This window comes from Halopseudomonas sp., from assembly GCF_036960865.1.
In the GTDB taxonomy this organism is placed as follows: domain Bacteria; phylum Pseudomonadota; class Gammaproteobacteria; order Pseudomonadales; family Pseudomonadaceae; genus Halopseudomonas.
Genome location: NZ_JBALWE010000001.1, coordinates 484,704 through 503,301, shown reverse-complemented (window position 1 = coordinate 503,301; position 18,598 = coordinate 484,704). Strand labels below are relative to the sequence as shown.

At 60.6% G+C, this 18,598-nt stretch carries 26 protein-coding genes and 1 pseudogene; 18 read left to right on the top strand and 9 right to left on the bottom strand.

All coding sequences use genetic code 11. The annotated features are described in order from the left end of the window. Window positions 1–321: IS110 family transposase (locus V7747_RS02435; protein WP_335614464.1), on the bottom strand; the 321-nt coding region annotated here is incomplete at its 3' end. A 299-nt stretch (window positions 322–620) separates the two neighbouring features. On the opposite strand from V7747_RS02435, the gene V7747_RS02430 reads away from it, so the two are divergent. The 6 genes from V7747_RS02430 (at window position 621) to V7747_RS02405 (ending at window position 4,131) form a co-directional block, all read left to right on the top strand. Further along, window positions 621–866 (top strand): DUF2164 domain-containing protein, encoded by a 246-nt coding sequence (locus tag V7747_RS02430; RefSeq protein WP_335614463.1) that lies wholly within the window; start codon window positions 621–623, stop codon window positions 864–866. A 119-nt stretch (window positions 867–985) separates the two neighbouring features. Next, entirely contained in the window at window positions 986–1,525 is a 540-nt protein-coding gene (locus tag V7747_RS02425; protein WP_335614462.1) for a metal-dependent hydrolase, read from the top strand. A gap of 210 nt (window positions 1,526–1,735) precedes the next feature. After that, the gene (locus V7747_RS02420; RefSeq protein ID WP_335614461.1) at window positions 1,736–2,083 is read left to right on the top strand and encodes a DUF3024 domain-containing protein; all 348 of its coding nucleotides are present in this window, start codon (window positions 1,736–1,738) and stop codon (window positions 2,081–2,083) included. Between the two features lie 177 nt (window positions 2,084–2,260). Then, complete coding sequence (locus V7747_RS02415; RefSeq protein WP_335614460.1) at window positions 2,261–2,719, top strand: DUF4112 domain-containing protein; 459 nt, start codon at window positions 2,261–2,263, stop codon at window positions 2,717–2,719. Between the two features lie 167 nt (window positions 2,720–2,886). Next, window positions 2,887–3,573, top strand: a complete 687-nt coding sequence (locus V7747_RS02410; RefSeq protein WP_335614459.1) for a nitroreductase — start codon at window positions 2,887–2,889, stop codon at window positions 3,571–3,573. Window positions 3,574–3,753: 180 nt separating this feature from the next. Next, entirely contained in the window at window positions 3,754–4,131 is a 378-nt protein-coding gene (locus V7747_RS02405; protein ID WP_335614458.1) for a septal ring lytic transglycosylase RlpA family protein, read from the top strand. A gap of 125 nt (window positions 4,132–4,256) precedes the next feature. Here the strand turns inward: V7747_RS02405 and V7747_RS02400 are convergent. Further along, a pseudogene (locus V7747_RS02400) lies at window positions 4,257–4,748 on the bottom strand (DUF2938 domain-containing protein). Between the two features lie 75 nt (window positions 4,749–4,823). Between V7747_RS02400 and V7747_RS02395 the strand changes: the two are divergent. The 5 genes from V7747_RS02395 (at window position 4,824) to V7747_RS02375 (ending at window position 7,777) form a co-directional block, all read left to right on the top strand. Beyond that, the gene (locus V7747_RS02395; protein ID WP_335614457.1) at window positions 4,824–5,249 is read left to right on the top strand and encodes a helix-turn-helix domain-containing protein; all 426 of its coding nucleotides are present in this window, start codon (window positions 4,824–4,826) and stop codon (window positions 5,247–5,249) included. Window positions 5,250–5,452: 203 nt separating this feature from the next. After that, window positions 5,453–6,349, top strand: a complete 897-nt coding sequence (locus V7747_RS02390) for a DNA ligase (protein WP_335614456.1) — start codon at window positions 5,453–5,455, stop codon at window positions 6,347–6,349. An 88-nt stretch (window positions 6,350–6,437) separates the two neighbouring features. After that, window positions 6,438–6,770 carry a YnfA family protein gene (locus V7747_RS02385; RefSeq protein WP_335614455.1) on the top strand — a complete coding sequence of 111 codons (333 nt, stop codon included), beginning with the start codon at window positions 6,438–6,440 and terminating at the stop codon, window positions 6,768–6,770. Window positions 6,771–6,856: 86 nt separating this feature from the next. Beyond that, window positions 6,857–7,306, top strand: a complete 450-nt coding sequence (locus V7747_RS02380; protein ID WP_335614454.1) for an SRPBCC family protein — start codon at window positions 6,857–6,859, stop codon at window positions 7,304–7,306. A 114-nt stretch (window positions 7,307–7,420) separates the two neighbouring features. Continuing rightward, the gene (locus tag V7747_RS02375; RefSeq protein WP_335614453.1) at window positions 7,421–7,777 is read left to right on the top strand and encodes a DMT family protein; all 357 of its coding nucleotides are present in this window, start codon (window positions 7,421–7,423) and stop codon (window positions 7,775–7,777) included. A 272-nt stretch (window positions 7,778–8,049) separates the two neighbouring features. Here the strand turns inward: V7747_RS02375 and V7747_RS02370 are convergent, their stop codons facing one another. Together V7747_RS02370 and V7747_RS02365 are read right to left on the bottom strand one after the other, a co-directional pair. Next, complete coding sequence (locus V7747_RS02370) at window positions 8,050–9,006, bottom strand: hypothetical protein (protein ID WP_335614452.1); 957 nt, start codon at window positions 9,004–9,006, stop codon at window positions 8,050–8,052. A gap of 223 nt (window positions 9,007–9,229) precedes the next feature. Beyond that, window positions 9,230–10,336: a DUF2855 family protein gene (locus tag V7747_RS02365; RefSeq protein WP_335614451.1), complete on the bottom strand. Its 1,107-nt coding sequence runs from the start codon at window positions 10,334–10,336 to the stop codon at window positions 9,230–9,232. A 75-nt stretch (window positions 10,337–10,411) separates the two neighbouring features. Between V7747_RS02365 and V7747_RS02360 the strand changes: the two genes are divergently transcribed. Beyond that, window positions 10,412–11,059: a TetR/AcrR family transcriptional regulator gene (locus tag V7747_RS02360; protein ID WP_335614450.1), complete on the top strand. Its 648-nt coding sequence runs from the start codon at window positions 10,412–10,414 to the stop codon at window positions 11,057–11,059. A gap of 3 nt (window positions 11,060–11,062) precedes the next feature. Here the strand turns inward: V7747_RS02360 and V7747_RS02355 are convergent, their stop codons facing one another. Then, complete coding sequence (locus tag V7747_RS02355; RefSeq protein ID WP_335614449.1) at window positions 11,063–11,389, bottom strand: hypothetical protein; 327 nt, start codon at window positions 11,387–11,389, stop codon at window positions 11,063–11,065. 113 nt (window positions 11,390–11,502) lie between these two features. Between V7747_RS02355 and V7747_RS02350 the strand changes: the two genes are divergently transcribed. Next, a complete protein-coding gene (locus tag V7747_RS02350) occupies window positions 11,503–11,826 on the top strand; it encodes a YqfO family protein (protein WP_335614448.1) in 324 nt (107 codons plus the stop codon). An 18-nt stretch (window positions 11,827–11,844) separates the two neighbouring features. Here V7747_RS02350 and V7747_RS02345 read toward each other — a convergent pair whose 3' ends face one another. Both V7747_RS02345 and V7747_RS02340 read right to left on the bottom strand, forming a co-directional pair. After that, window positions 11,845–12,333 (bottom strand): L,D-transpeptidase family protein, encoded by a 489-nt coding sequence (locus tag V7747_RS02345; protein WP_335614447.1) that lies wholly within the window; start codon window positions 12,331–12,333, stop codon window positions 11,845–11,847. Next, window positions 12,330–12,881 (bottom strand): NUDIX hydrolase, encoded by a 552-nt coding sequence (locus tag V7747_RS02340; RefSeq protein WP_335614446.1) that lies wholly within the window; start codon window positions 12,879–12,881, stop codon window positions 12,330–12,332. The genes V7747_RS02345 and V7747_RS02340 overlap by 4 nt, the downstream gene beginning before the upstream one ends. 212 nt (window positions 12,882–13,093) lie before the next feature. Between V7747_RS02340 and V7747_RS02335 the strand changes: the two genes are divergently transcribed. The 5 genes from V7747_RS02335 (at window position 13,094) to V7747_RS02315 (ending at window position 16,382) form a co-directional block, all read left to right on the top strand. Continuing rightward, window positions 13,094–13,687 carry an NUDIX hydrolase gene (locus tag V7747_RS02335; protein ID WP_335614445.1) on the top strand — a complete coding sequence of 198 codons (594 nt, stop codon included), beginning with the start codon at window positions 13,094–13,096 and terminating at the stop codon, window positions 13,685–13,687. Between the two features lie 13 nt (window positions 13,688–13,700). Next, entirely contained in the window at window positions 13,701–14,225 is a 525-nt protein-coding gene (locus V7747_RS02330; protein ID WP_335614444.1) for a gamma carbonic anhydrase family protein, read from the top strand. Then, window positions 14,225–14,443, top strand: coding sequence for a DUF1289 domain-containing protein (locus V7747_RS02325; protein WP_335614443.1), 219 nt, complete (start codon window positions 14,225–14,227; stop codon window positions 14,441–14,443). Before V7747_RS02330 ends, V7747_RS02325 begins: the two co-directional genes overlap by 1 nt. After that, on the top strand, window positions 14,440–15,624 hold the full coding sequence (gene purT, locus V7747_RS02320) for a formate-dependent phosphoribosylglycinamide formyltransferase (RefSeq protein ID WP_335614442.1): 1,185 nt from the start codon (window positions 14,440–14,442) through the stop codon (window positions 15,622–15,624). The genes V7747_RS02325 and purT overlap by 4 nt, the downstream gene beginning before the upstream one ends. 74 nt (window positions 15,625–15,698) lie before the next feature. Next, complete coding sequence (locus V7747_RS02315; protein WP_335614441.1) at window positions 15,699–16,382, top strand: SGNH/GDSL hydrolase family protein; 684 nt, start codon at window positions 15,699–15,701, stop codon at window positions 16,380–16,382. Here the strand turns inward: V7747_RS02315 and V7747_RS02310 are convergent. Both V7747_RS02310 and V7747_RS02305 read right to left on the bottom strand, forming a co-directional pair. After that, a complete protein-coding gene (locus V7747_RS02310; protein WP_335614440.1) occupies window positions 16,316–17,641 on the bottom strand; it encodes an HlyC/CorC family transporter in 1,326 nt (441 codons plus the stop codon). The genes V7747_RS02315 and V7747_RS02310 overlap by 67 nt on opposite strands. Window positions 17,642–17,676: 35 nt before the next feature. After that, entirely contained in the window at window positions 17,677–18,477 is an 801-nt protein-coding gene (locus tag V7747_RS02305; RefSeq protein ID WP_442909165.1) for a cytochrome C assembly family protein, read from the bottom strand. Window positions 18,478–18,598 lie beyond the last annotated feature (121 nt).

The following is an 18,598-nucleotide window of genomic DNA, read 5'->3' as shown; positions in this document are numbered from 1 at the left end:
GACCTGAGCGTCGATGCGATCAGTTTTTGCCAGCACACCGATAGCCTGGGCATAGCGCCGCACACTGATCGGATTGACCACAATGATGGGTAGACCGGCCTGACTGCAGGCTTGAACCAACGGATGTTCGTAGCGGCCTGTTGCCTCTACAACGATCCGCTCAATGGCGTAGCCCTTGAGTATCTTCACAAGCTCTCGGATATGAGTGGTGCTGTTCGGAATGGTAAAAGACTGGCCGGACGGATGAAGGGCGATATCGAGGTTAGCTTTACCGACGTCGACACCGATGTTGATCAGGGTTTGGTTTTCTGGAGTGTTCATAATAAGCTGACTCTGCCTTGCTATACGGGCTCGAGGCCCCGATGACTGTTCGAGTTATCGCTTGAGAGTCATGCAGCGCTACCCACTTGTTATCGGTCTCTCGGAAGAGGAGCCGGCGCTACACCGAGCTACTGCATGAAGGCCCCCGATGGCCGTCGGGGGTGGGCCTCAATTTACCCAAACACGGCAGAAATTATCCATACAAGTGGTTCAAACCGTTCGCTCCGCTCACTGGGACGGGCTAAAGCCCGCCCCTTAACCAAACGTTATTTTTTTGGTACTAAACCGCAGGCCAAGGCATGAAAGACATCGCATTTTCCAAAGAACAGAAAGAGCGGATGGTAGGCAAGATCAAAGCCTACTTTCAGGCCGAGCTGCAGCAGGACATTGGCGCTTTTGAAGCCGAGTTTCTGATCGACTTTTTTGCCAAGGAGCTGGGGCCCAGTTTCTACAATCGTGGCATTCTTGATGCGCAGCAGGTTTTCAACGAGAAGCTGGAAGAGGCGGGGTACGTGATACAGGAGCTGGAGCAGCCGGAAGGCTAGTGGCTGGGCGGTCTTGGTGATATTTGCCGGTAGCACTGCTATCGATGCGCCATTCACGATCCGTTGCTTCACTTTCAATTTCGCACCACTCATCAGGGATTCAGCGCAAGGGAGTGCTTATGTTTATCGGTCACCTGCCTGCAGGCTATGTCGCCACCCGGTTATTGTTCCGTCGCTTTGCCCGCACGGGGGTGACGGCAAGGTATTTCATGCTGGCGGGTATGTTTGGCGCCATCGCGCCTGATCTGGATATGTTCTACTTCTATCTGATCGATAACCGGCAACACCACCATCACACCTACTGGCCGCACTTTCCGGTGATTTGGTTCAGCTTGTTGCTGGTCACCAGTCTCTGGTTCGGGTTAGCGCGCGATCGATCACGGGCGGCGCTGGGGGTTATCTTTGCCCTCAACGGGTGTCTTCATATGCTGCTCGATTCGATTGTGGGGGATGTCTGGTGGTTGGCACCCTGGATAGATCAGCCCTTTGTGCTGTTCACCGTGCAAGCCGTTTATACCCCCTGGTGGCTTAACTTCTTCTTGCATTGGACCTTCGCGCTTGAACTGGTGGTAGTGGCGTGGGCGATTTACCTATGGCGTTGCAAACCGCTTGCTGCGGGTGATCCGGCTCTGTCTGGCGGCGACAGTGCCCTTGATTGAGCAGGCCTGCGCGGTCGCCACTTAGCTTTTGCCGGGCTGTTTGAGGAACAGCAGCGTTGCCTAGCAGGTCGAACGCACTGATAGCGAAGGGACGGGAGCCACGCTCTATCCCCTTGCGCCACCGTGGCAGCGCTGTAGGGCCAGCCTGGCGCTGCTGCCAATTCACCACCCGGTAGGGCTGCACTCTCCGGGCTAAAACAGGGAGCGGGCATGGCATTCAGTGAGTTTGAGGTAAAGCAAATCGAGCGCGCAGCTGCGGCATTTTTGGAGGCGCGCAGGCCGCCTGCCGGCGTGCGCCACCAGGTTGACCTGCAGGTGCGCATCAACGAGCACAGTGTCGAGGTGGTCGAGCTTCGGCCCCATCACAGCGATCTGTCCAAGGCGGTGGAGTCGCCCACAGCCAAGGCCGACTATGTTGATGAGGCCCAGGGTTGGCGAGTCTATTGGATGGCCAGCGACCTGGCGTGGCATGCCTACGAACCAGAGCCGCAGGTGGCGTCCATCGACGCCTTCTTCGCTCTGGTTAACGCCGATGAGACCGCGTGCTTCTTTGGTTAGGGTTATGGGCGTTGCGGGTTTCTCGCGTTGGATGGCCTGGAGGCGTAAACGCGCAGACACGGGCAGACACCGGCGCAGCCCCTGTGAAGGCATAAAGCTGAACTTATGCGCGCTGTTATGACTCTGCTACAAAGTATGAGGGCCTCCCTTTGACGCTTTCAACATCCCGGAGATGGCATGACACAAGCAACAACGGAGGCGAGGCAGCGGGCCATACTCGCGCGCCTGGAACGTTTCAGCCGTTTCACCGATAGCAACATCGGCATACCTTTCACCCGTCTGCGCATCGGCACTGAGGCTATTGTCGGTCTGGTCCCTGTGGTGGGTGACTTGGCGGGACTGGCCATGTCGGGCTATGTGCTGCTGGAGGCGCAACGGGCAGGTGCCGACAAGGCGCTCAAGCGCAAGATGTTGCGCAATGTGGCTATCGATTTTGTTGGCGGGCTGGTGCCGGTGGTGGGCGATGCCTTTGATGCCATCTACAAGGCCAACACCCGCAACACCAGCCTGTTAAAGGCCTATCTTGATAAGCAGCTGCGGCCCGAGCCGCAATCCGCCCCCTTTCCCTGGCCCACGCTGATTGGGCTGTCTGCGCTCTTTGCCGTCATTGTCGGCGGGCTGGCACTGCTGCTTTAAGCTGCTGCCGTGCAGCGCGCTGGCTGGGCCATAGAGCGCGTTGATAAGCCTGCATACTCAAAACCGCTGCTGCGCTGAGCAGGCGCGCGGATATGCTAACGTCTGGCTCCTCAGCCTTGGCGCGGTGTGTAACCGCGCCGAGCCCCCTTCTCAGCAGGAGACCAGCAATGAATTACGATGAGGTTGTGCTTGGCCGTCGCAGTATTCGCGCCTTTGAGCAGCGTGCCGTACCCCGCAGCGTGCTTGAAGAGGTGATTGGCCTGGCAACCCGGGCTCCTTCCTCCATGAACACCCAGCCCTGGCATCTGCATGTGCTCACGGGCGAGCCACTGGACCGTATTCGCGCCGAGAATACCGAACGCATGCTCAATGGCGTGCCGCCCGCCAAGGAAAGCAGAGGTATTGGCAGCTATGAGGGTGACCACCGGCAACGGCAGATAGAAATCGCCGTGCAACTGTTTGAAGCCATGGAGATCGCCCGTGACGACAAGGCCAAGCGCCAGGACTGGGTGCTGCGTGGTTTTCGTCAGTTTGATGCGCCGGTCTCCATTGTGGTGACCTACGACAAGGTGCTGCGTGAGGGTGATATTGCCCAGTTTGATTGCGGCGCCCTGGTTAATGCTCTGGTTAATGCCGCTTGGTCTCGCGGTCTGGGCTGCGTGGTCAATAGCCAAGGCATCATGCATTCCTCGGTGGTTCGCGATCATGCGCAGATCCCGGAGGATCAGGTGGTGATGATCTGCGTGGCCATGGGTTACCCGGATGAGGCGTTTCCGGCCAATGCGGTGGTGTCCCGACGTCGGCCGGTGAACGAGGTGGCCAGCTTCCTCGGTTTTGCCGAGCCGGTCGCATAACGATGTAGATTCCGGCGAGTAAGCAGTGACCGGCGGAACGGAATTACGCTGCAGGAGTCTGTGGGTCGGAGCCTGACCCGCAGGGCTGCGTGGCACCTGGCGGGCCGGTGTGCTCGCTGCGCCAGACGGTCCGTTGGGCTGTTCGAACGTTGTTGTTCTTTACTCGTCAAGGTGCCTCACGTGAGATGTTTGCTGCTTGTTGTGTTGTTTTCCATTCTGGCTGGTTGCAGCACCGCGCCCAAGGGGCCGGCGGGCGATTGGGCCGGGCACAAGGAATCCGGCAAGGCGTCGTTCTATGCCGACAAATTTCAGAACAGGCGCACCGCCAGTGGCGAGCCCTACCGGCATGATTTGCCTACCGCTGCGCACAAGAAGCTGCCCTTTGGTTCCATGGTCAAGGTAACCAACACTGCCAACGGCAAGAGTGTGGTGGTGCGCATCAATGATCGCGGACCCTTCGTGCGTGGGCGGGTTATCGATCTTTCAAAAACCGCGTTCAGCCGCATTGGCAGCCTGTCCTCGGGGCTGCTCAATGTGAGGATTGAAGTGCTGCGCTAGCGGCCGTGATGCTGCTTGCGACGCCTCTTGCCCAGGGCGCGACAATGGCGACGGCGGGAAAGGCGATGGGCAGGATTCTAAGACTGCGTTACTGCCATCGTGGCCCTTGCCATGGCGAGTGGGTTTCAGGCCAGGTGGGCAAGCTGCGCCACCTTGGCTCCCGCGTATAAACCGCAACCGAAAATCGCTTGGGTAAGCAGGCTGTGCAAGCGGGCCTGCGCGGGGTGCGTGGTTCTGCTGGCGGCAATGCCAGCGCCCATTCCCGGTTGCATCAACAAGAAGGGCGCTGCCACCGTGGCGATGCCCAACGCCAGTGCCGGGCCCAAGCTGGGTTGCACCAGCTAGCCAGGCCCCACCAGCCCGATCAGCAGCCCAGCGAAGACAATACCGATCAGGTAATGCACGGCCCACCCGAGCGCACGCTCAGCGCGCACCGGTGCCGCACTGGCAATGGCTTCATGACGAAAGCGCCCGCGCGGCATGTGCCCGATCCAGCGTCCGACCAGGCCGTAGTTGGCTGGTGGGATGCCGAGCAGGCGTTGGCGAACGGCCCCCCAAACATCCATTAATGCTGTCGCGCCGACGCCGATGAATAGGGTGGCTGGCAAGTGTTCCATGGTGCTCTCCCAGTGCTTGATTTGAAGTTGGAGGCAGCGTACAACTTCAAGTCGACTTTAAGTCAAGGGGCTGAAATGGACATTGCCGAAGTGGCGAAAAGGTCGGGTGTGCCGGCCTCTACGCTGCGCTATTACGAAGAGAAAGGCTTGATCGCCTCGGTGGGCAGACGCGGGCTGCGGCGATTGTTCAACGCCAACGTGCTGGAGCGTCTGGCACTGATCGCGTTGGGGCAGTCAGCCGGCTTTTCGCTGGATGAGATTGCCCGCATGCTGGGGGCTAACGGCCAGCCGCAGATCGACCGCCAGCTGCTGAGCGACAAGGCGGATGAGCTTGATGCAACCGTCCGCAAGCTCACTGCCATGCGCGATGGCTTACGCCACGCTGCCGTGTGTTCGGCGCCCAGCCACATGGAGTGCCCCACCTTCCGCCGGTTGCTGGGTATGGCGGCAGCGGGTGCCAACAGGCGGTCTAGAAACAAACCGCGCTCTGCTCTGCCTTGATTGCGTGACCTGCCAAGGGTGATCTGCGCCGCAGTTCAGCCCAGCACTATTTGGTTTGTTGGGCTGCGAGATGAAAAAGTGCGCACAGACCACCACCGCTCGCGCCGGCTCATCCAGCATTCTGATCCAGGGATTTGCTGCACTGCCGCCGTTGGCGCGCGCCGGATGGGCCGGCCAGGTGGGTAAGGCACAGGGACGTTGCAATGCGGCAGTTCTACTTTTTTCTTTTTGCGCTCTTTTTGGTTGGGGCCGCGCCACTCGCTTTGGCCGCGGGGCCGGCGCACCAACCCATGCTGGCAAGCGTGTATGCCGATGAAGCCGCTGTCACCGACTACTGGGTCAGTGAAAAGCTCGATGGCGTACGCGCCTATTGGGACGGCAAGGCATTGTGGAGCCGTGGCGGATACCCTATCGCCGCACCTGCCGAGTTCACCCTTGGCTGGCCCAGCATGGCGATGGAAGGGGAGTTGTGGCTGGGGCGCGGCACCTTTGATCAGCTGAGTGGCATAGTGCGCAGCGCTAAGCCCGACGCGGCGCAGTGGCAGCAGGTTCGTTTGATGGTGTTTGATCTGCCGCAGCACGGCGGCAGTTTCAGCGAGCGGGTAGCGGCCATGCGGCAGTTGTCTGCGCTGAATCTGCCAACGCTGCAGCCGGTGCCGCAGTTTCGTGTGGCCAATGCCGATGAACTGGATGCACGCCTGGCCAGTCTGGTGGCCGCCGGCGCGGAGGGGCTGATGCTGCATCATCAGAGCGCGCAGTATCTGCCCGGCCGTAGCGCCGCGTTGCTGAAATACAAGCCTTATGCGGACGCCGAAGCCCAGGTGATCGGTTATACGCCGGGCAAGGGCAAGTATCTGGGTATGGTCGGAGCGCTTGAGGTCGCGGATCCTGCGGGGCGGCGCTTCCGGCTGGGTAGCGGCCTGAGCGACGTGCAACGCGCCAACCCGCCCGCCATCGGTAGTTGGGTGACCTATCGCTACAACGGGCTCACCTCGACCGGGCTACCACGCTTTGCGCGCTTTCTGCGCGTGCGCGAGGTGCTGCAGGGCGTGACGGCCTCGCCCGATGACACGGTTACTGGTGCCAAACACGATGGGTGAGGCCCGCTAGCTTCAGGCCTGGTTGAGCTGCGCAAAGGTTGCGGTGCATGATGGCGCGCAATCCTTGCTCTCTTTCTGGAGTCGCCGCGTGCCGGAACTGAAAACCCTGGGTTTGTTTCTACTGACAGCACTGGCGGAGATCGTCGGTTGTTATCTGCCCTATCTCTGGCTGCGTCAGGGCAAGTCGATCTGGCTGTTGCTGCCTGCGGCGCTGAGCCTGACCCTGTTTGCCTGGCTGCTGACGTTGCACCCTACCGCCGCTGGCAGGGTCTATGCCGCCTATGGCGGCGTTTATATTTTCACCGCCATCCTCTGGTTGTGGGCGGTGGACGGCCTGCGCCCTACGGGTTGGGATCTGCTGGGCTCGGCTGTGGCCATGCTGGGCATGGCCATCATCATGTTCGCGCCGCGAACGGCCTGAGGGCAAGGTGCGGCCAGTAGCACTCAATTGTCGAAAAACGCTGCGCTCAGACGACCTTGGTTTACTGTCATAACGGAGATGATGTCATGCCCAGTACCATTCGCTTGCACCGCGTTCTTATGGCCCCACCCGAGCGCGTCTACCGCGCCTTCCTCGATCCTGAGGCCATGGTTAAATGGCTGCCGCCACACGGATTTACCGGCAAGGTGCACGAGCACGACGCCCGCGTAGGCGGCCGCTACCGTATGTCATTTACCAACTTCAGTACCGGCAGCAGCCACTCGTTTGGCGGTACCTACCTTGAGCTGATTCCCAACGAGCGCATCGTCAATGATGACAGCTTTGACGATCCCAACCTGCCCGGCACGCTGCGCAACACCGTGGAGCTACGCGCTGTTGCCTGCGGTACCGAGTTGCGCATCACTCAGGAAGGTACCCCCGATGTAATTCCCGCCGAATCCTGTTATCTGGGCTGGCAGGAGTCGCTTGCCCTGCTGGCGCTGTTGGTACAGGCGGAAATTCCTGACGAGGGCTGAAGTCGGCAGACCGTTAGCAGCAAGGTCTTGGCTGCACTTCCTGTGCGCGGCTAGAATCGCGCTGACCGGCGCGCCGCCGGTGGCTATCGGACGGGCTTGCCGGAGGTGTTGTTGATGCACAAGATAGGTTTCACCGTTTTGCTGTTGTCGCTCAGCAACGTCTTCATGACCTTTGCCTGGTATGCCCACCTCAAGGAGCTGAGCAGCAAGCCCTGGATTATTGCGGCGCTGATCAGTTGGGGCGTCGCCTTTTTCGAGTACCTGTTGCAGGTGCCGGCCAACCGCATTGGTTACGAGGTGCTGTCGCTGGGGCAGCTGAAAATTCTGCAGGAAATCATCGCGCTAACGGTTTTCGTACCCTTCGCTGTGTATTACATGAAGGAGCCGCTCAAGCTGGACTACCTCTGGGCCGGCCTGTGTATTCTCGGCGCTGCCTATTTCATCTTTCGCAGCAAGTGGGGCGTCGTCTGAGGCCCCTGCCGCCCCCTGCATAACGCTGCCCCTGGATTCCAGTCGAGCCTGAGCCCCGCGCCCGATCGGAGGCGGAGTGTTGCGCCGAGGTAGCTGAGGCTGAGAGTGATGGATGAAGAAAGTACCTTTTGCGCCGCTTTATGTGGCCAGTAGGAGGCCGCGTTTCACATTCAGGCCGGGCCCACGTGGTAGCGATCAGCTCACGGCTGGGCAGGGTAATATTCCCAACCATCACGCTGCCGGCCATCGGGCGGGCTTCTGTGCACGGTCTGTTAATTCAGCCCGGGTCTGAAATTGATCCCGATGCTGAAATAGGGGCTGTTGCTCACATCGAAGGCGGGCTCCTCCCAGTCGTCACCCCGAATGCTCATGCCGGTCAACCCGGTGACGCCCACCTCGCCTTCGAGCCACAGGTTGCCGTGCACGCGGCGCTCTGCCGAGAAGCCGAAATCCCAGGTGTCCAGCTCGTACTGCAAATCATCTTTGCCGTTGTCGCTCGACCAACTGGCCCCCGAAGGTGATACACCAAGGCGGTACAGGGTGCGGTCATCCGGTGCATAGAGTACAACCGGCCAAGGCATCACGGCGCTAAGGGTCCAATGGTCGTTGATCGCGTACGAGGCGCCGATATAGGGCAGGTAGAGGTCATCCCCCGGATTGAAGTCAGCGTACAGGCCAAAGGCCCACCACAGGCGGTCAGTTTGTACGTAGCGGGCGAAGCCGCCGGCCATAGTTTCCCAGCTCCAGTCTTCGCCGGAGGCCTTGTGGCCCAGCGGCATGACAAAGCCACCGGCTTGCCATTGGGCGTTGACCTGACGGAACCAGCCCACTGGCACGCCAGCAGAAAGTACGTCGAAGGACTCCTGCTCATTGGAGGTGGAGTCAAAACGCGACCAGCCCACCCAATCGCCTATCAGAAAGGCATCGCGCGGGGTGACCAGAAAAGGCAGCACCGCGCCTTGCGATAGTGTGGTCTGGCGAGTGCTGACCGTGCTGCCATCAGCACGGCGGATGTCGCTTTCGCCGTAATGGGTGGTATCGACGAAGGCCAAGGGCTGAAAGGGCACCTTGGTAGTGCCGCGCTGAAACACGATCTCACTGTCTTCAAACTGCTGCACCCAGCGCTGCATTAAGGCGGGGTCGGCCTGGGCTGAGCTGGCGGTGCACGCCAGCAGCGCCGCTACGATGGGCTGGATTCTATGCTGTAGGGCTGGGCGAAGGGTCTTCACGATCAAGCGACTGCTCTCCAAAGGGGCTGTGTACCGCCACGCTCGGGCGAGTTGAGTTCAGCATAGACCAGGCTTTGTGGGGGGCGGGTGTGAATTGCAGGTGAGGGTGTAAGGGGCTGCGGAACGAAGCCGATGGTGCAGCTCAATTCCGGCACGGCGGGTGTGGGGGAAGGTGTGCTTTCAGGTCGGTGCGGCACCGCGCGGGGCGGCGCCGCTATTCAGATTAGCCCAGGACGACGGCGTGGCCTTCCTTGGGGTCGATACGCCCGGCAACCAGATCCTCCACCAGTTGCTGCGCCTGCCCCAGACCTTGGTGTTCGTTGACCAGCATCCACGGCTGCTGCGGGTTCTTGGTGCGCTGAATGAAGGCCAGTTGCGCTTCGTTAAACTTGCGCGTGACCTCGGCGGCGCCCCAGTCGGCGTTGCGCTTCTTGATCTGGTAGGGCGCGAAGTAGGGCTGCGGCGCAGGGCCATGGGTCGGTGCGTCCGCGGCGCTCAGGTGCTCGTGGTTCTGGGAGGAGCCGGCAAAGCAGCTGTGCATCAGGTTGTCTTTGAAATGGTCATGGATGCGGTTGCGCAGCGCGTTGTTGCCGGCAAAGTCGACGTAGAGCGTGGGCACGCTGGCATCCAGTTGTTCAACGTCGTCGTACGCCATTGCACGCGCGTAGCAGCCCAGGTTGTCGACAAAGTCGGTGTTGCCGCTGGAGGTCAGACCAATCAGTTCGACGTTCGCATTGTTTTCCAGACAAAAAGCGGTGCCGTAGGCGGTTTTGCTGGACGCGCTGGAGACGACGATACGCTTGGCACCGAAGAAGTTGTTGTCTTCCAGGAAGTCGGCCAGCATGAAGGAGGTGATGAACAGCGGACGCAGCAGCATCTGGTAGTTTTCATCTTCCGCGCGGTAGGCTGCGTCAGTGCTGATGCGCTGGTACTGGTTATAGGCGGAGGTCAGCTCCAGGCGGTGTTCGGCGCCGTCATAGAAGCCGCGCTCGCCTACCCGTACCGGCTTCATTACCACGTGGCTGGCAATCGGCCAGAAACCGTAAAAACGCTCGCCCTTGGCGAGGCCTCCGACGCTGCTTTCAACGATTTCGGCAAAGCCCCAGGCAGGCATGTGAAACCAGGCCTGGTCTGTGGTCGGGTAGAAATTCCAGTAGCGCAGGTGCGGTGTTTCACCGAAGGCCGCGTAGGTGATGTTGTTGGTGGTCAATGCCAGGCGGCAGATGCGCAGCAGGGCTTCGCCCTCGTGCAGTTGGGGCATGGGTTCACTGTGCAGACGGGTTTGCTGCAGGTCGGCCTTGTTGTTTTGAAGTTGCAGGATGTTGCTCATTGATGGGCTCCTCGGGTGGTGAAACGCGATGTAAATGACTGTAGCCTGTCTGCCTGCCTTATGGGTTCGGATTCCATGACCAATAAAACACCCACCCCTCAGCCACGTCCCAAGCCGCTTAAACGGCCTACCCAGTCGCGCGCGAAGGCCACGGTGCAGGCCATTTTTGATACCTATGTTCGGATTTGGCAGCGCGACGGCTGGGAGCGCATCACCACGCGTGCCATTGCGCTGGAGGCGGGGGTGGCGGTCGGCACGCTGTACGATTACTTCCCCAGCAAGCAGGCGCTGCACTCCGGTTACGTGCGCCACTGCATCGAGGCGTTGTTGCAGGCAATTGAGCAGCAGGCCGTCGCGCCTGATGACCTCAGCTGGCAGCAGCGCCTGGGCTGCCTTGTGCGGCTGATGTGCGGTGCAGAGGGGCAGGTGTCGTGGTTTCACCCGGAGATGCTGGAGCTGGAGCCGCTGGTGGCAGAGCAGAAACACCAACGGCGCGCCTATGACGAGCTGCTCAGTGCCTGGCGACGGGTGTTTGATGCCGCCAGCGACTTGCCGCATAAACCGCGCGACGCGACGCTTGAAGCCATGCACCTGGCCGTGTGGGGCGGCCGTCGTTACGCCATGCTGGTGCAACTGGACGAGGCGGCCATGAGCCGGTGGGCGCAGCAGATGGAGCGTTTCTGTCGACAGGCAGTGGCGACGGACGAGTCCTCGGCAGGGTGAGGTTCAGTCGCGGCGGTTCACGCGAACTTTGAGATAGTCGCGCTGAATTGCGGTTTCCAGCGCATTGGCGGCGCTGACCAGTTCATCGAAGGTCTCCCGGCGTGCCCTGAGCTCGCTGATTTGTTCGGCCGATGGCGGCTGCCCCTTGCTGCGCTCGGCCAGCTCAAGCAGGCAGGTGAGGTAGTCTCGGCGTGCGCCTGCTACCAGGGTAATCAGGGGTTGCAGGTTGGTCAGGCTCAGTTCGGGCAGGGCAGGGCTGAGCACGTTATGGTTGATCTCGCGGCGCAGCTTTTCAAACTCCAGCAGCAAACGGTTGCTGTCGATCGTCATGGTGGACTCCTTGCCGGTGCAGGCGGCTTGTTTGAGTCTCAGTCTAGTTGAAAGCCGCTGCCGGTGATGCGCACTGGCAGCCAGTTTGCCCGGATTATTTTCAGGAGCAGAGCATGTTCAAGTTGTGTTTTTTCGTCCCGCAGAGTCATGTTGATCACGTCAAGCAGGCGGTTTTTGCCACAGGCGCAGGGCGCCTGGGTGATTATGACAGCTGCAGTTGGCAAGTATTGGGGCAGGGGCAATTCCGCCCGTTGGCGGGTAGTACCCCGCATCTGGGTACGCATGGCCAGGTGGAGCAGGTGGCGGAGTACCGAGTCGAGATGCTTTGCGCTGACGAGCATGTTCGTGCTGCCATTGCGGCCTTGCGTTCAGCCCACCCTTATGAAGAGCCGGCTTTTGATGTGTGGCGGCTGGAGGCCGAGTTGATGGGCTTGTAGGGCAGCCAGGCTGTCAGCTCAGGGCAATATCTCGACCAGGGTGCCATCGGGCACCAGATTCCAAACCTCGCGCATCTCGGCGTTGCCCAGGGCGATGCAGCCGTTGGTCCAGTCCAGCCCCTCGAAGTACCACTCCGGATATTCTTCATCGATGGGGGTGCCGTGGATCATGATCATGCCGCCTGGGTCGACATTGTTTTTGTAAGCCGCCATTTTGTCTTTGAGGTTGGGATAATCGAGGTGCATGCTCAGGTTGTAAGCCGGGCTCTCATGGCGCCAGTCGATGGTGTAAATACCCTCTGGCGTGCGCTGATCTCCCTGCTGGCGTTTGTGCCCCACTGGCTGACGGCCCAGCGAGATGCGGTACTGATGCAGTACTTCGCCGTTGCTGATCAACTGCAGCTGGCGTTCAGCCTTGTGTACAACCACCTTATCGATTACCGGGGAGGCGGCGACCGCAGTCAGGCTGCACAGGCACAGCAGCGCGAGGGCAAGGAGACGGCTCATCGCGTGGCGACCTGTGGACGATAGAGGATGTCGCGGATACGCACCGGAAACTGGTTATCCTGGCGGTCGATGAAATACTGCTTGAGCGTTTTGCCGATGGTCGGAAAGGCCAGTTCCTGCCAGGGAATTTCGTCTTCACTGAACAGCCGTACTTCCAGACTCTCCTCGCCAGCAGAGAAGTCCAGATCAGCCAATTCGCCGCGAAAGAACATATAGACCTGATTGATGTGCGGCAGGTTGAACAACATGTACAACTCCTGCCTCTGCAGGTTGGCGCGGGCCTCTTCCCAGGTTTCGCGCAGCGCGGCCTGTTCGGTGGTTTCGCCGTTCTCCATGAAGCCGGCCGGCAGGGTCCAGTATCCCAGGCGCGGTTCGATAGCGCGACGGCACAGCAATACGCGGCGTTCGTGGGTTGCCAGACACCCGGCGACAATGCGTGGATTCTGGTAATGAATGGTCTCGCAGTGGTCACAGATGAACCGCGATCGGGTGTCGCCCGAGGGGATGCGTGCGGAAACGCTTTGGCCGCACTCACTACAGAACTTCATGGTGTTTTCCCGGCTGGGTAGGTGCTCGAATTCAATCTATCTTGCGTGCCAATGCGCGCTTGGGCAAGAGACAAAGGGCACAAATGCGCTTTACGGCAGGCGGGCCGTCGGCTGTCTGCCGGCGTGGCTATCAAGGGGTATTCACGCCGCTGTGCGTCTGGTTCTGCCCAGGTGATCATGCCATCATTGCAAAAATAACCGAGGACCTATGCATGCTGGACAAAATGCGCATGCGGGTACAGGAGCACTCCCCCCGAACGGTTGAGGCCGCCGGTCTCCCGGAGGCGGGTGTGTTGATTCCCATTACCTGTGTGCATGATCGCCCCGAGATTATCCTGACGCTACGCTCACAGCGGCTTTCCACCCACTCTGGTGAGGTGGCTTTTCCGGGTGGGCGCCGTGACCCCGGGGATGTTGATTTGTGTTTCACCGCCCTGCGCGAGGCGCACGAAGAAATCGGTCTGCTGCCTGAACTGGTGGATGTGGTCGGGCCCATGGACTCTCTGGTGTCGCGCTACGGCATCAAGGTGACGCCCTATGTGGGCATAGTGCCGGACGTGTTCGACCTGGTGCCCAACAGCGGCGAGATTGAAGAGGTGTTTCGAGTGCCGGTCGAGTTTTTTCTCGACGACCCACGCGAGATGACTCACCGCATCGACTACGAGGGGCGCAGTTGGTACGTACCAAGTTATCGCTATGAAGGCTTCAAGATCTGGGGCTTGACTGCGCTGATGCTGGCCGAACTGATGAACACCGGCTTCAGTGCAGAGATTCCGTTGCATACCCCCTACGACCGCCACAAGTAAAAGAGGTGAAGCTATGAAGTACAGCCTGGGAAATGACCGCGTTGAAATGGCGGATGACGCCTGGATTGCCGACTCGGCCGCCGTGATCGGTAAGGTCAAGCTGGAAGCCGGCGCCAACGTTTGGTTCAGTGCGGTAATTCGCGGCGACGTGGAGCAGATCACCATCGGCGAACACAGCAATGTGCAGGATGGCGCAGTGATGCATGCCGACCGTGGCGTACCTCTGGTGCTGGGCAAGGGCATTACCGTGGGGCATAACGCCATGCTGCATGGCTGCGACGTGGGAGATTACAGCCTCATCGGTATCAACGCTGTGGTGCTCAACGGTGCGAAGATCGGCAAACATTGCATCATCGGCGCCAACTCGCTGATCCCCGAGGGCAAGGAAATTCCGGACGGCTCGCTGGTTATGGGCTCGCCCGGCAAGGTGGTCAAGACCCTTAGCGATCAGCAAAAGAAAATGCTCGAACTCAGCGCGGCGCACTACGTGCAAAATGCCAAACGCTTTCGTGAACAGCTGAAAGTGCAGGAAGACTGATGAGCGCCCAGTCCACGGTGCGCTCACCCTGTGTGAGTATCTGTGCGCTGGACGATAACGATATCTGTACCGGCTGCCAGCGCAGCGGTATGGAGATTGCCACCTGGGGTCGTATGAGTGAGGCGCAGCGCCGCGAAGTGCTGCGGCGCTGCGAGGTGCGTGCTCGTGATCAGGGGCTGTGGCTGGGCACGTTTAACCAACAAGGACACAAGGCATGAATGTAATCATCGGCACGCCACAGGCGGAAGACGCCACCCGCGTACTGCTGCTGGGCTCGGGTGAGCTGGGCAAGGAACTGGCTATCGAACTGCAGCGCCTCGGCTGTGAGGTGATCGCCGTGGATCGCTATGCCAATGCGCCGGCCATGCAGGTGGCGCACCGCAGCCATGTGATCAGCATGTTGGATGGGCAGGCGCTGCGAGAGGTCATCGAAGCTGAGCAGCCCGATTACATAGTGCCGGAAATCGAAGCCATCGCCACGCCAACGCTGGTTGAGCTGGAAGGTGAGGGCTACCGCGTGGTGCCGACCGCCGAGGCGACGCGCTTGACCATGGACCGCGAAGGTATTCGCCGGCTGGCTGCCGAAACTCTGGGTCTGCCGACCTCCGCCTACCAGTTTGCCGAGACCTTGGAGGACTACCGCGCCGCAGTGACGGCCGTTGGGTTGCCCTGCGTGGTCAAGCCGGTGATGAGCTCCTCCGGCAAAGGGCAAAGCCTGGTGCGCGAGAGTGCCGATATCGAGGCCGCCTGGGAGTACGCCCAAGCGGGAGGTCGCGCCGGCAAGGGGCGGGTGATCGTCGAGGGGTTTGTCGATTTCGACTATGAGATCACCTTGTTGACGGTACGGCATGCAGACGGCACCAGTTTCTGCGCACCCATTGGCCATCGTCAGGAGGCCGGCGATTACCGTGAGTCCTGGCAGCCCCAGGCCATGTCGGAATTGGCGCTCGCTGAGGCGCAACGTGTGGCCAGCGCCGTGACCGAGGCCTTGGGTGGCCGGGGGTTGTTTGGTGTTGAGTTGTTCGTCAAGGGCGATCAGGTCTGGTTCAGCGAGGTGTCACCGCGGCCGCATGATACGGGCATGGTGACGTTGGTATCCCAAGACCTCTCCGAGTTTGCGCTGCACGCACGGGCTATTCTTGGCTTGCCGATTCCGGCGATTCGGCAGCAGGGGCCTGCGGCCTCTGCGGTCATCCTGGTTGAGGGTCAGTCCGCGAATGTCAGCTTCGGCAATTTGCGCGAGGCGCTGGCCGAGCCGGATACCCAGCTGCGCTTGTTCGGCAAACCGGAGGTCGATGGTCAGCGCCGCATGGGGGTTGCCCTGGCGAGGGATGAGAGCATCGAGTTAGCGGTCGAGAAGGCCGTGCGTGCTGCCGCTGCGGTGCAGGTTAAGCTCTGAGCCGTTGGTGGTATCTGGCCGCACCGGCACTGCCGCTGCTGCTGCCGCAGGCGCTTTGGGTCAAGCGCAACGCCTTGCGCCTGCCTGACGCCGCGCCGCCCTGGCATGGCCTGGTTGACGGTGGCAAGTCGGTGGCACCACCGCTCAGATTATTGTTGCTCGGTGAATCTACTGTCAGCGGTGTGGGGGTAGAGCGGCAGGCGGATGGGCTGGCTGGCCAGCTTGCGGGGCAATTGGCGGCCGCCACCGGGCGTGCGGTGCAGTGGCAGGCGGTCGGTCGCAATGGCGCGGATGCGCGCCTTGTGTTGCAGGCGCTGTTACCTCAGGTGCTGAATCAGCAATGGGATATGGCGCTGTTGGTGCTCGGGGTAAACGACACGACCCATCTGACCTTGAGAAAACACTGGCGCCGGCGTTTGCAGCAACTGATCGTCGGCCTGCATGGCTGCGCTGCGCAAGTGGGGGTAACCGCCGTGCCGCCGCTAGGGTACTTCAACGCCCTGCCGCAGCCCCTACGGAGTTGGTTTGGGCTGCGAGCAAGCCTGCTGGATGCCGATCTGCGTGCGGTGGCGGCGCAGCAGCGGGCGGTCTACCTCGCGCTCGACATGTCCTTCAAACCCGCTTATCTGGCTCGCGACGGCTTCCATCCGTCGGCGGCAGGCTACCGCCTCTGGGCCAGCGGTATTCTTCGTCAGCTGGCGCTGCCGGTCTCTCCGGATGGCGAGTGTTCTGACGCAGCGATAGGTGTCGGCAACTGATCTCGCGCACGGTCCCATACCCGAACACTTTTCACCATGTTGTCCTTGGTCTGCAGGATCTCCATGCGATAGGCGCCGGTGGTCAGGCAGACGCTGGTTTCCGGAATGCTTTCCAGTTGCTCGGTAATCAGGCCGTTGAGCGTTTTGGGGCCATCAGCGGGTAGCTTCCAGTGCAGGTGGCGGTTGATATCGCGAATGGCGGCGCTGCCGTCGATTACGTAGGTGCCGTCTTCCTGTGGGTGGATGTCTTGGCTGGGGATCAGCATGTCAGTGGTAAATTCGCCGACGATCTCTTCCAAAATGTCTTCCAGGGTCACCAGGCCAATCACATCCCCGTATTCGTCCACCACGATGGCGATGCGGCGCTTCTGCTTCTGGAAATTGAACAGCTGGGTATGGAGCGGCGTGCTTTCCGGAATGAAGTAGGGCTCCTTGCAGGCACCGATCAGGGCCTCCTTGGTCAGCTCGCCGCGGCTCAACAGGCGGGCAATGGAGCGCATGTGCACCAGGCCGGTAATGTTGTTGATGTCGCCGTGGTATACCGGCAGCCGCGTGTAATGGCAGCTACGCAGTTGCTGGTTGATCACCGTCATGCTGTCTTCCAGATCAATGCCTACGGCCTCGTTGCGCGGGATCATGATGTCGTTGACCGTCATCTTTTCCAGGTCGAGGATGCCCAGCAGCATGTTCTGGCGGCTGCGGGTGATGCCCAGTCCGGCCTCTCGAACCACGGTGCGCAGCTCTTCGGTGGTCAGCTGGTCGCCATCCTTGTCGTTCGGGTTAACGCCAATCAGGCGCAAAAGCATGTTGCTGATGGCGCTGCACACCCAGACAACCGGGTACAACAGGCGCTGCAGCACCGCGAGCACAGCACTCGCCGGGAAGGCGATCAGCTCCGGCCGCAGGGCGGCGAGGGTCTTGGGCGTGATTTCACCAAAAATCAGAATCACCACGGTCAGCAGCATGGTCGCGATGGCGATACCCGCCTCGCCCCAGAGCTCTACGGCAACGACCGTGGCGATGGAAGCGGCGAGAATGTTGACGATGTTGTTGCCGACCAGGATGGTGCCCAGCAGTCGATCAGGGCGTTCAAGCAGGCGCGAGGCGCGCTTGGCAGCGCGGTGCCCCTCCTTGCTCATGTGCTTCAGGCGGTAGCGGTTCAGGCTCATCATGCTGGTCTCCGAACTGGAGAAAAACGCAGACAGGATGATCAGCAGCGCCAGTAATAGCAGCAGCAGGCCAGTATGGGATTCGTTCAAGAGCGTGCCTCAAACAGGTTGGTATGAAAGGAAGATCAGACGCCGACCAGCAGTTGGCGGACCAGCTTGCTGCCAAAGTAGGCCAGCATCAGCAGCAGGAAGCCGGCGAGTGTCCAGCGTATGGCGTTGCTGCCACGCCAGCCCCGGAAGTGGCGACCCCAGAGCAATACACCAAAGACCACCCAGGCCAGACAGGAAAGCAGCGTTTTGTGCACCAAATGCTGGGCAAACATGTTTTCCAGAAACACAAAGCCGGACATAAGTGCCAGGGTGAGCAACACTTCGCCGCAGAGCAGAAATTGGAACAGCAGGCGTTCCATGGTTTGCAGCGGCGGAAAGGTGCGGATGAAACGAGTAGGGTGCTTGTGCTTGAGTTGATAGTCCTGAATGGCCAGCAATGTTGCCTGGAAGGCGGCGATGGTCAGAATGCCGTATGCCAGCACCGAGAGCAGAATATGCACCAGCAGGCCGCTCTCGCCCGACGGCAGCGTAGTGGCCTCATGCGGAAAGAAGCCGGCCAGCAGGGCGGTAATCAGGGCCAGCGGATAGAGTCCCAGCAGCAGGCTGGTCACCGGTGCACGCAGGCTGGAAAGTAGCGTGAGGGCCACGATCAGCCACGCAATCAGCGAGGCAATGTTGAACAGCCCCAGGGCAAACCCTTGGTCGGTCATCAACTGCAGATACAGGCTGGCAGCGTGGGCGACCAGCGCCACCAGACCAATGCCCTGTAACAGCCCGGTATTGACCGTCAGGCGCTTGCCGAGACAACGCATCTGGTAAAGCATGCCGCCAAAGTAGAAAAAGGCGGCCAGCAGGCTGGGAGTAAGGGCTGTCATACGTCCTTGAGAGCGGTTATCAACAAACCCGCAGTGTGGCACAAGCCGCGCGCCGGTTAAAGCGCTTCGATGGGCTTCCCTATCATCACCCAAGGCACGCGGGTATACTGCGCAGCTTAAC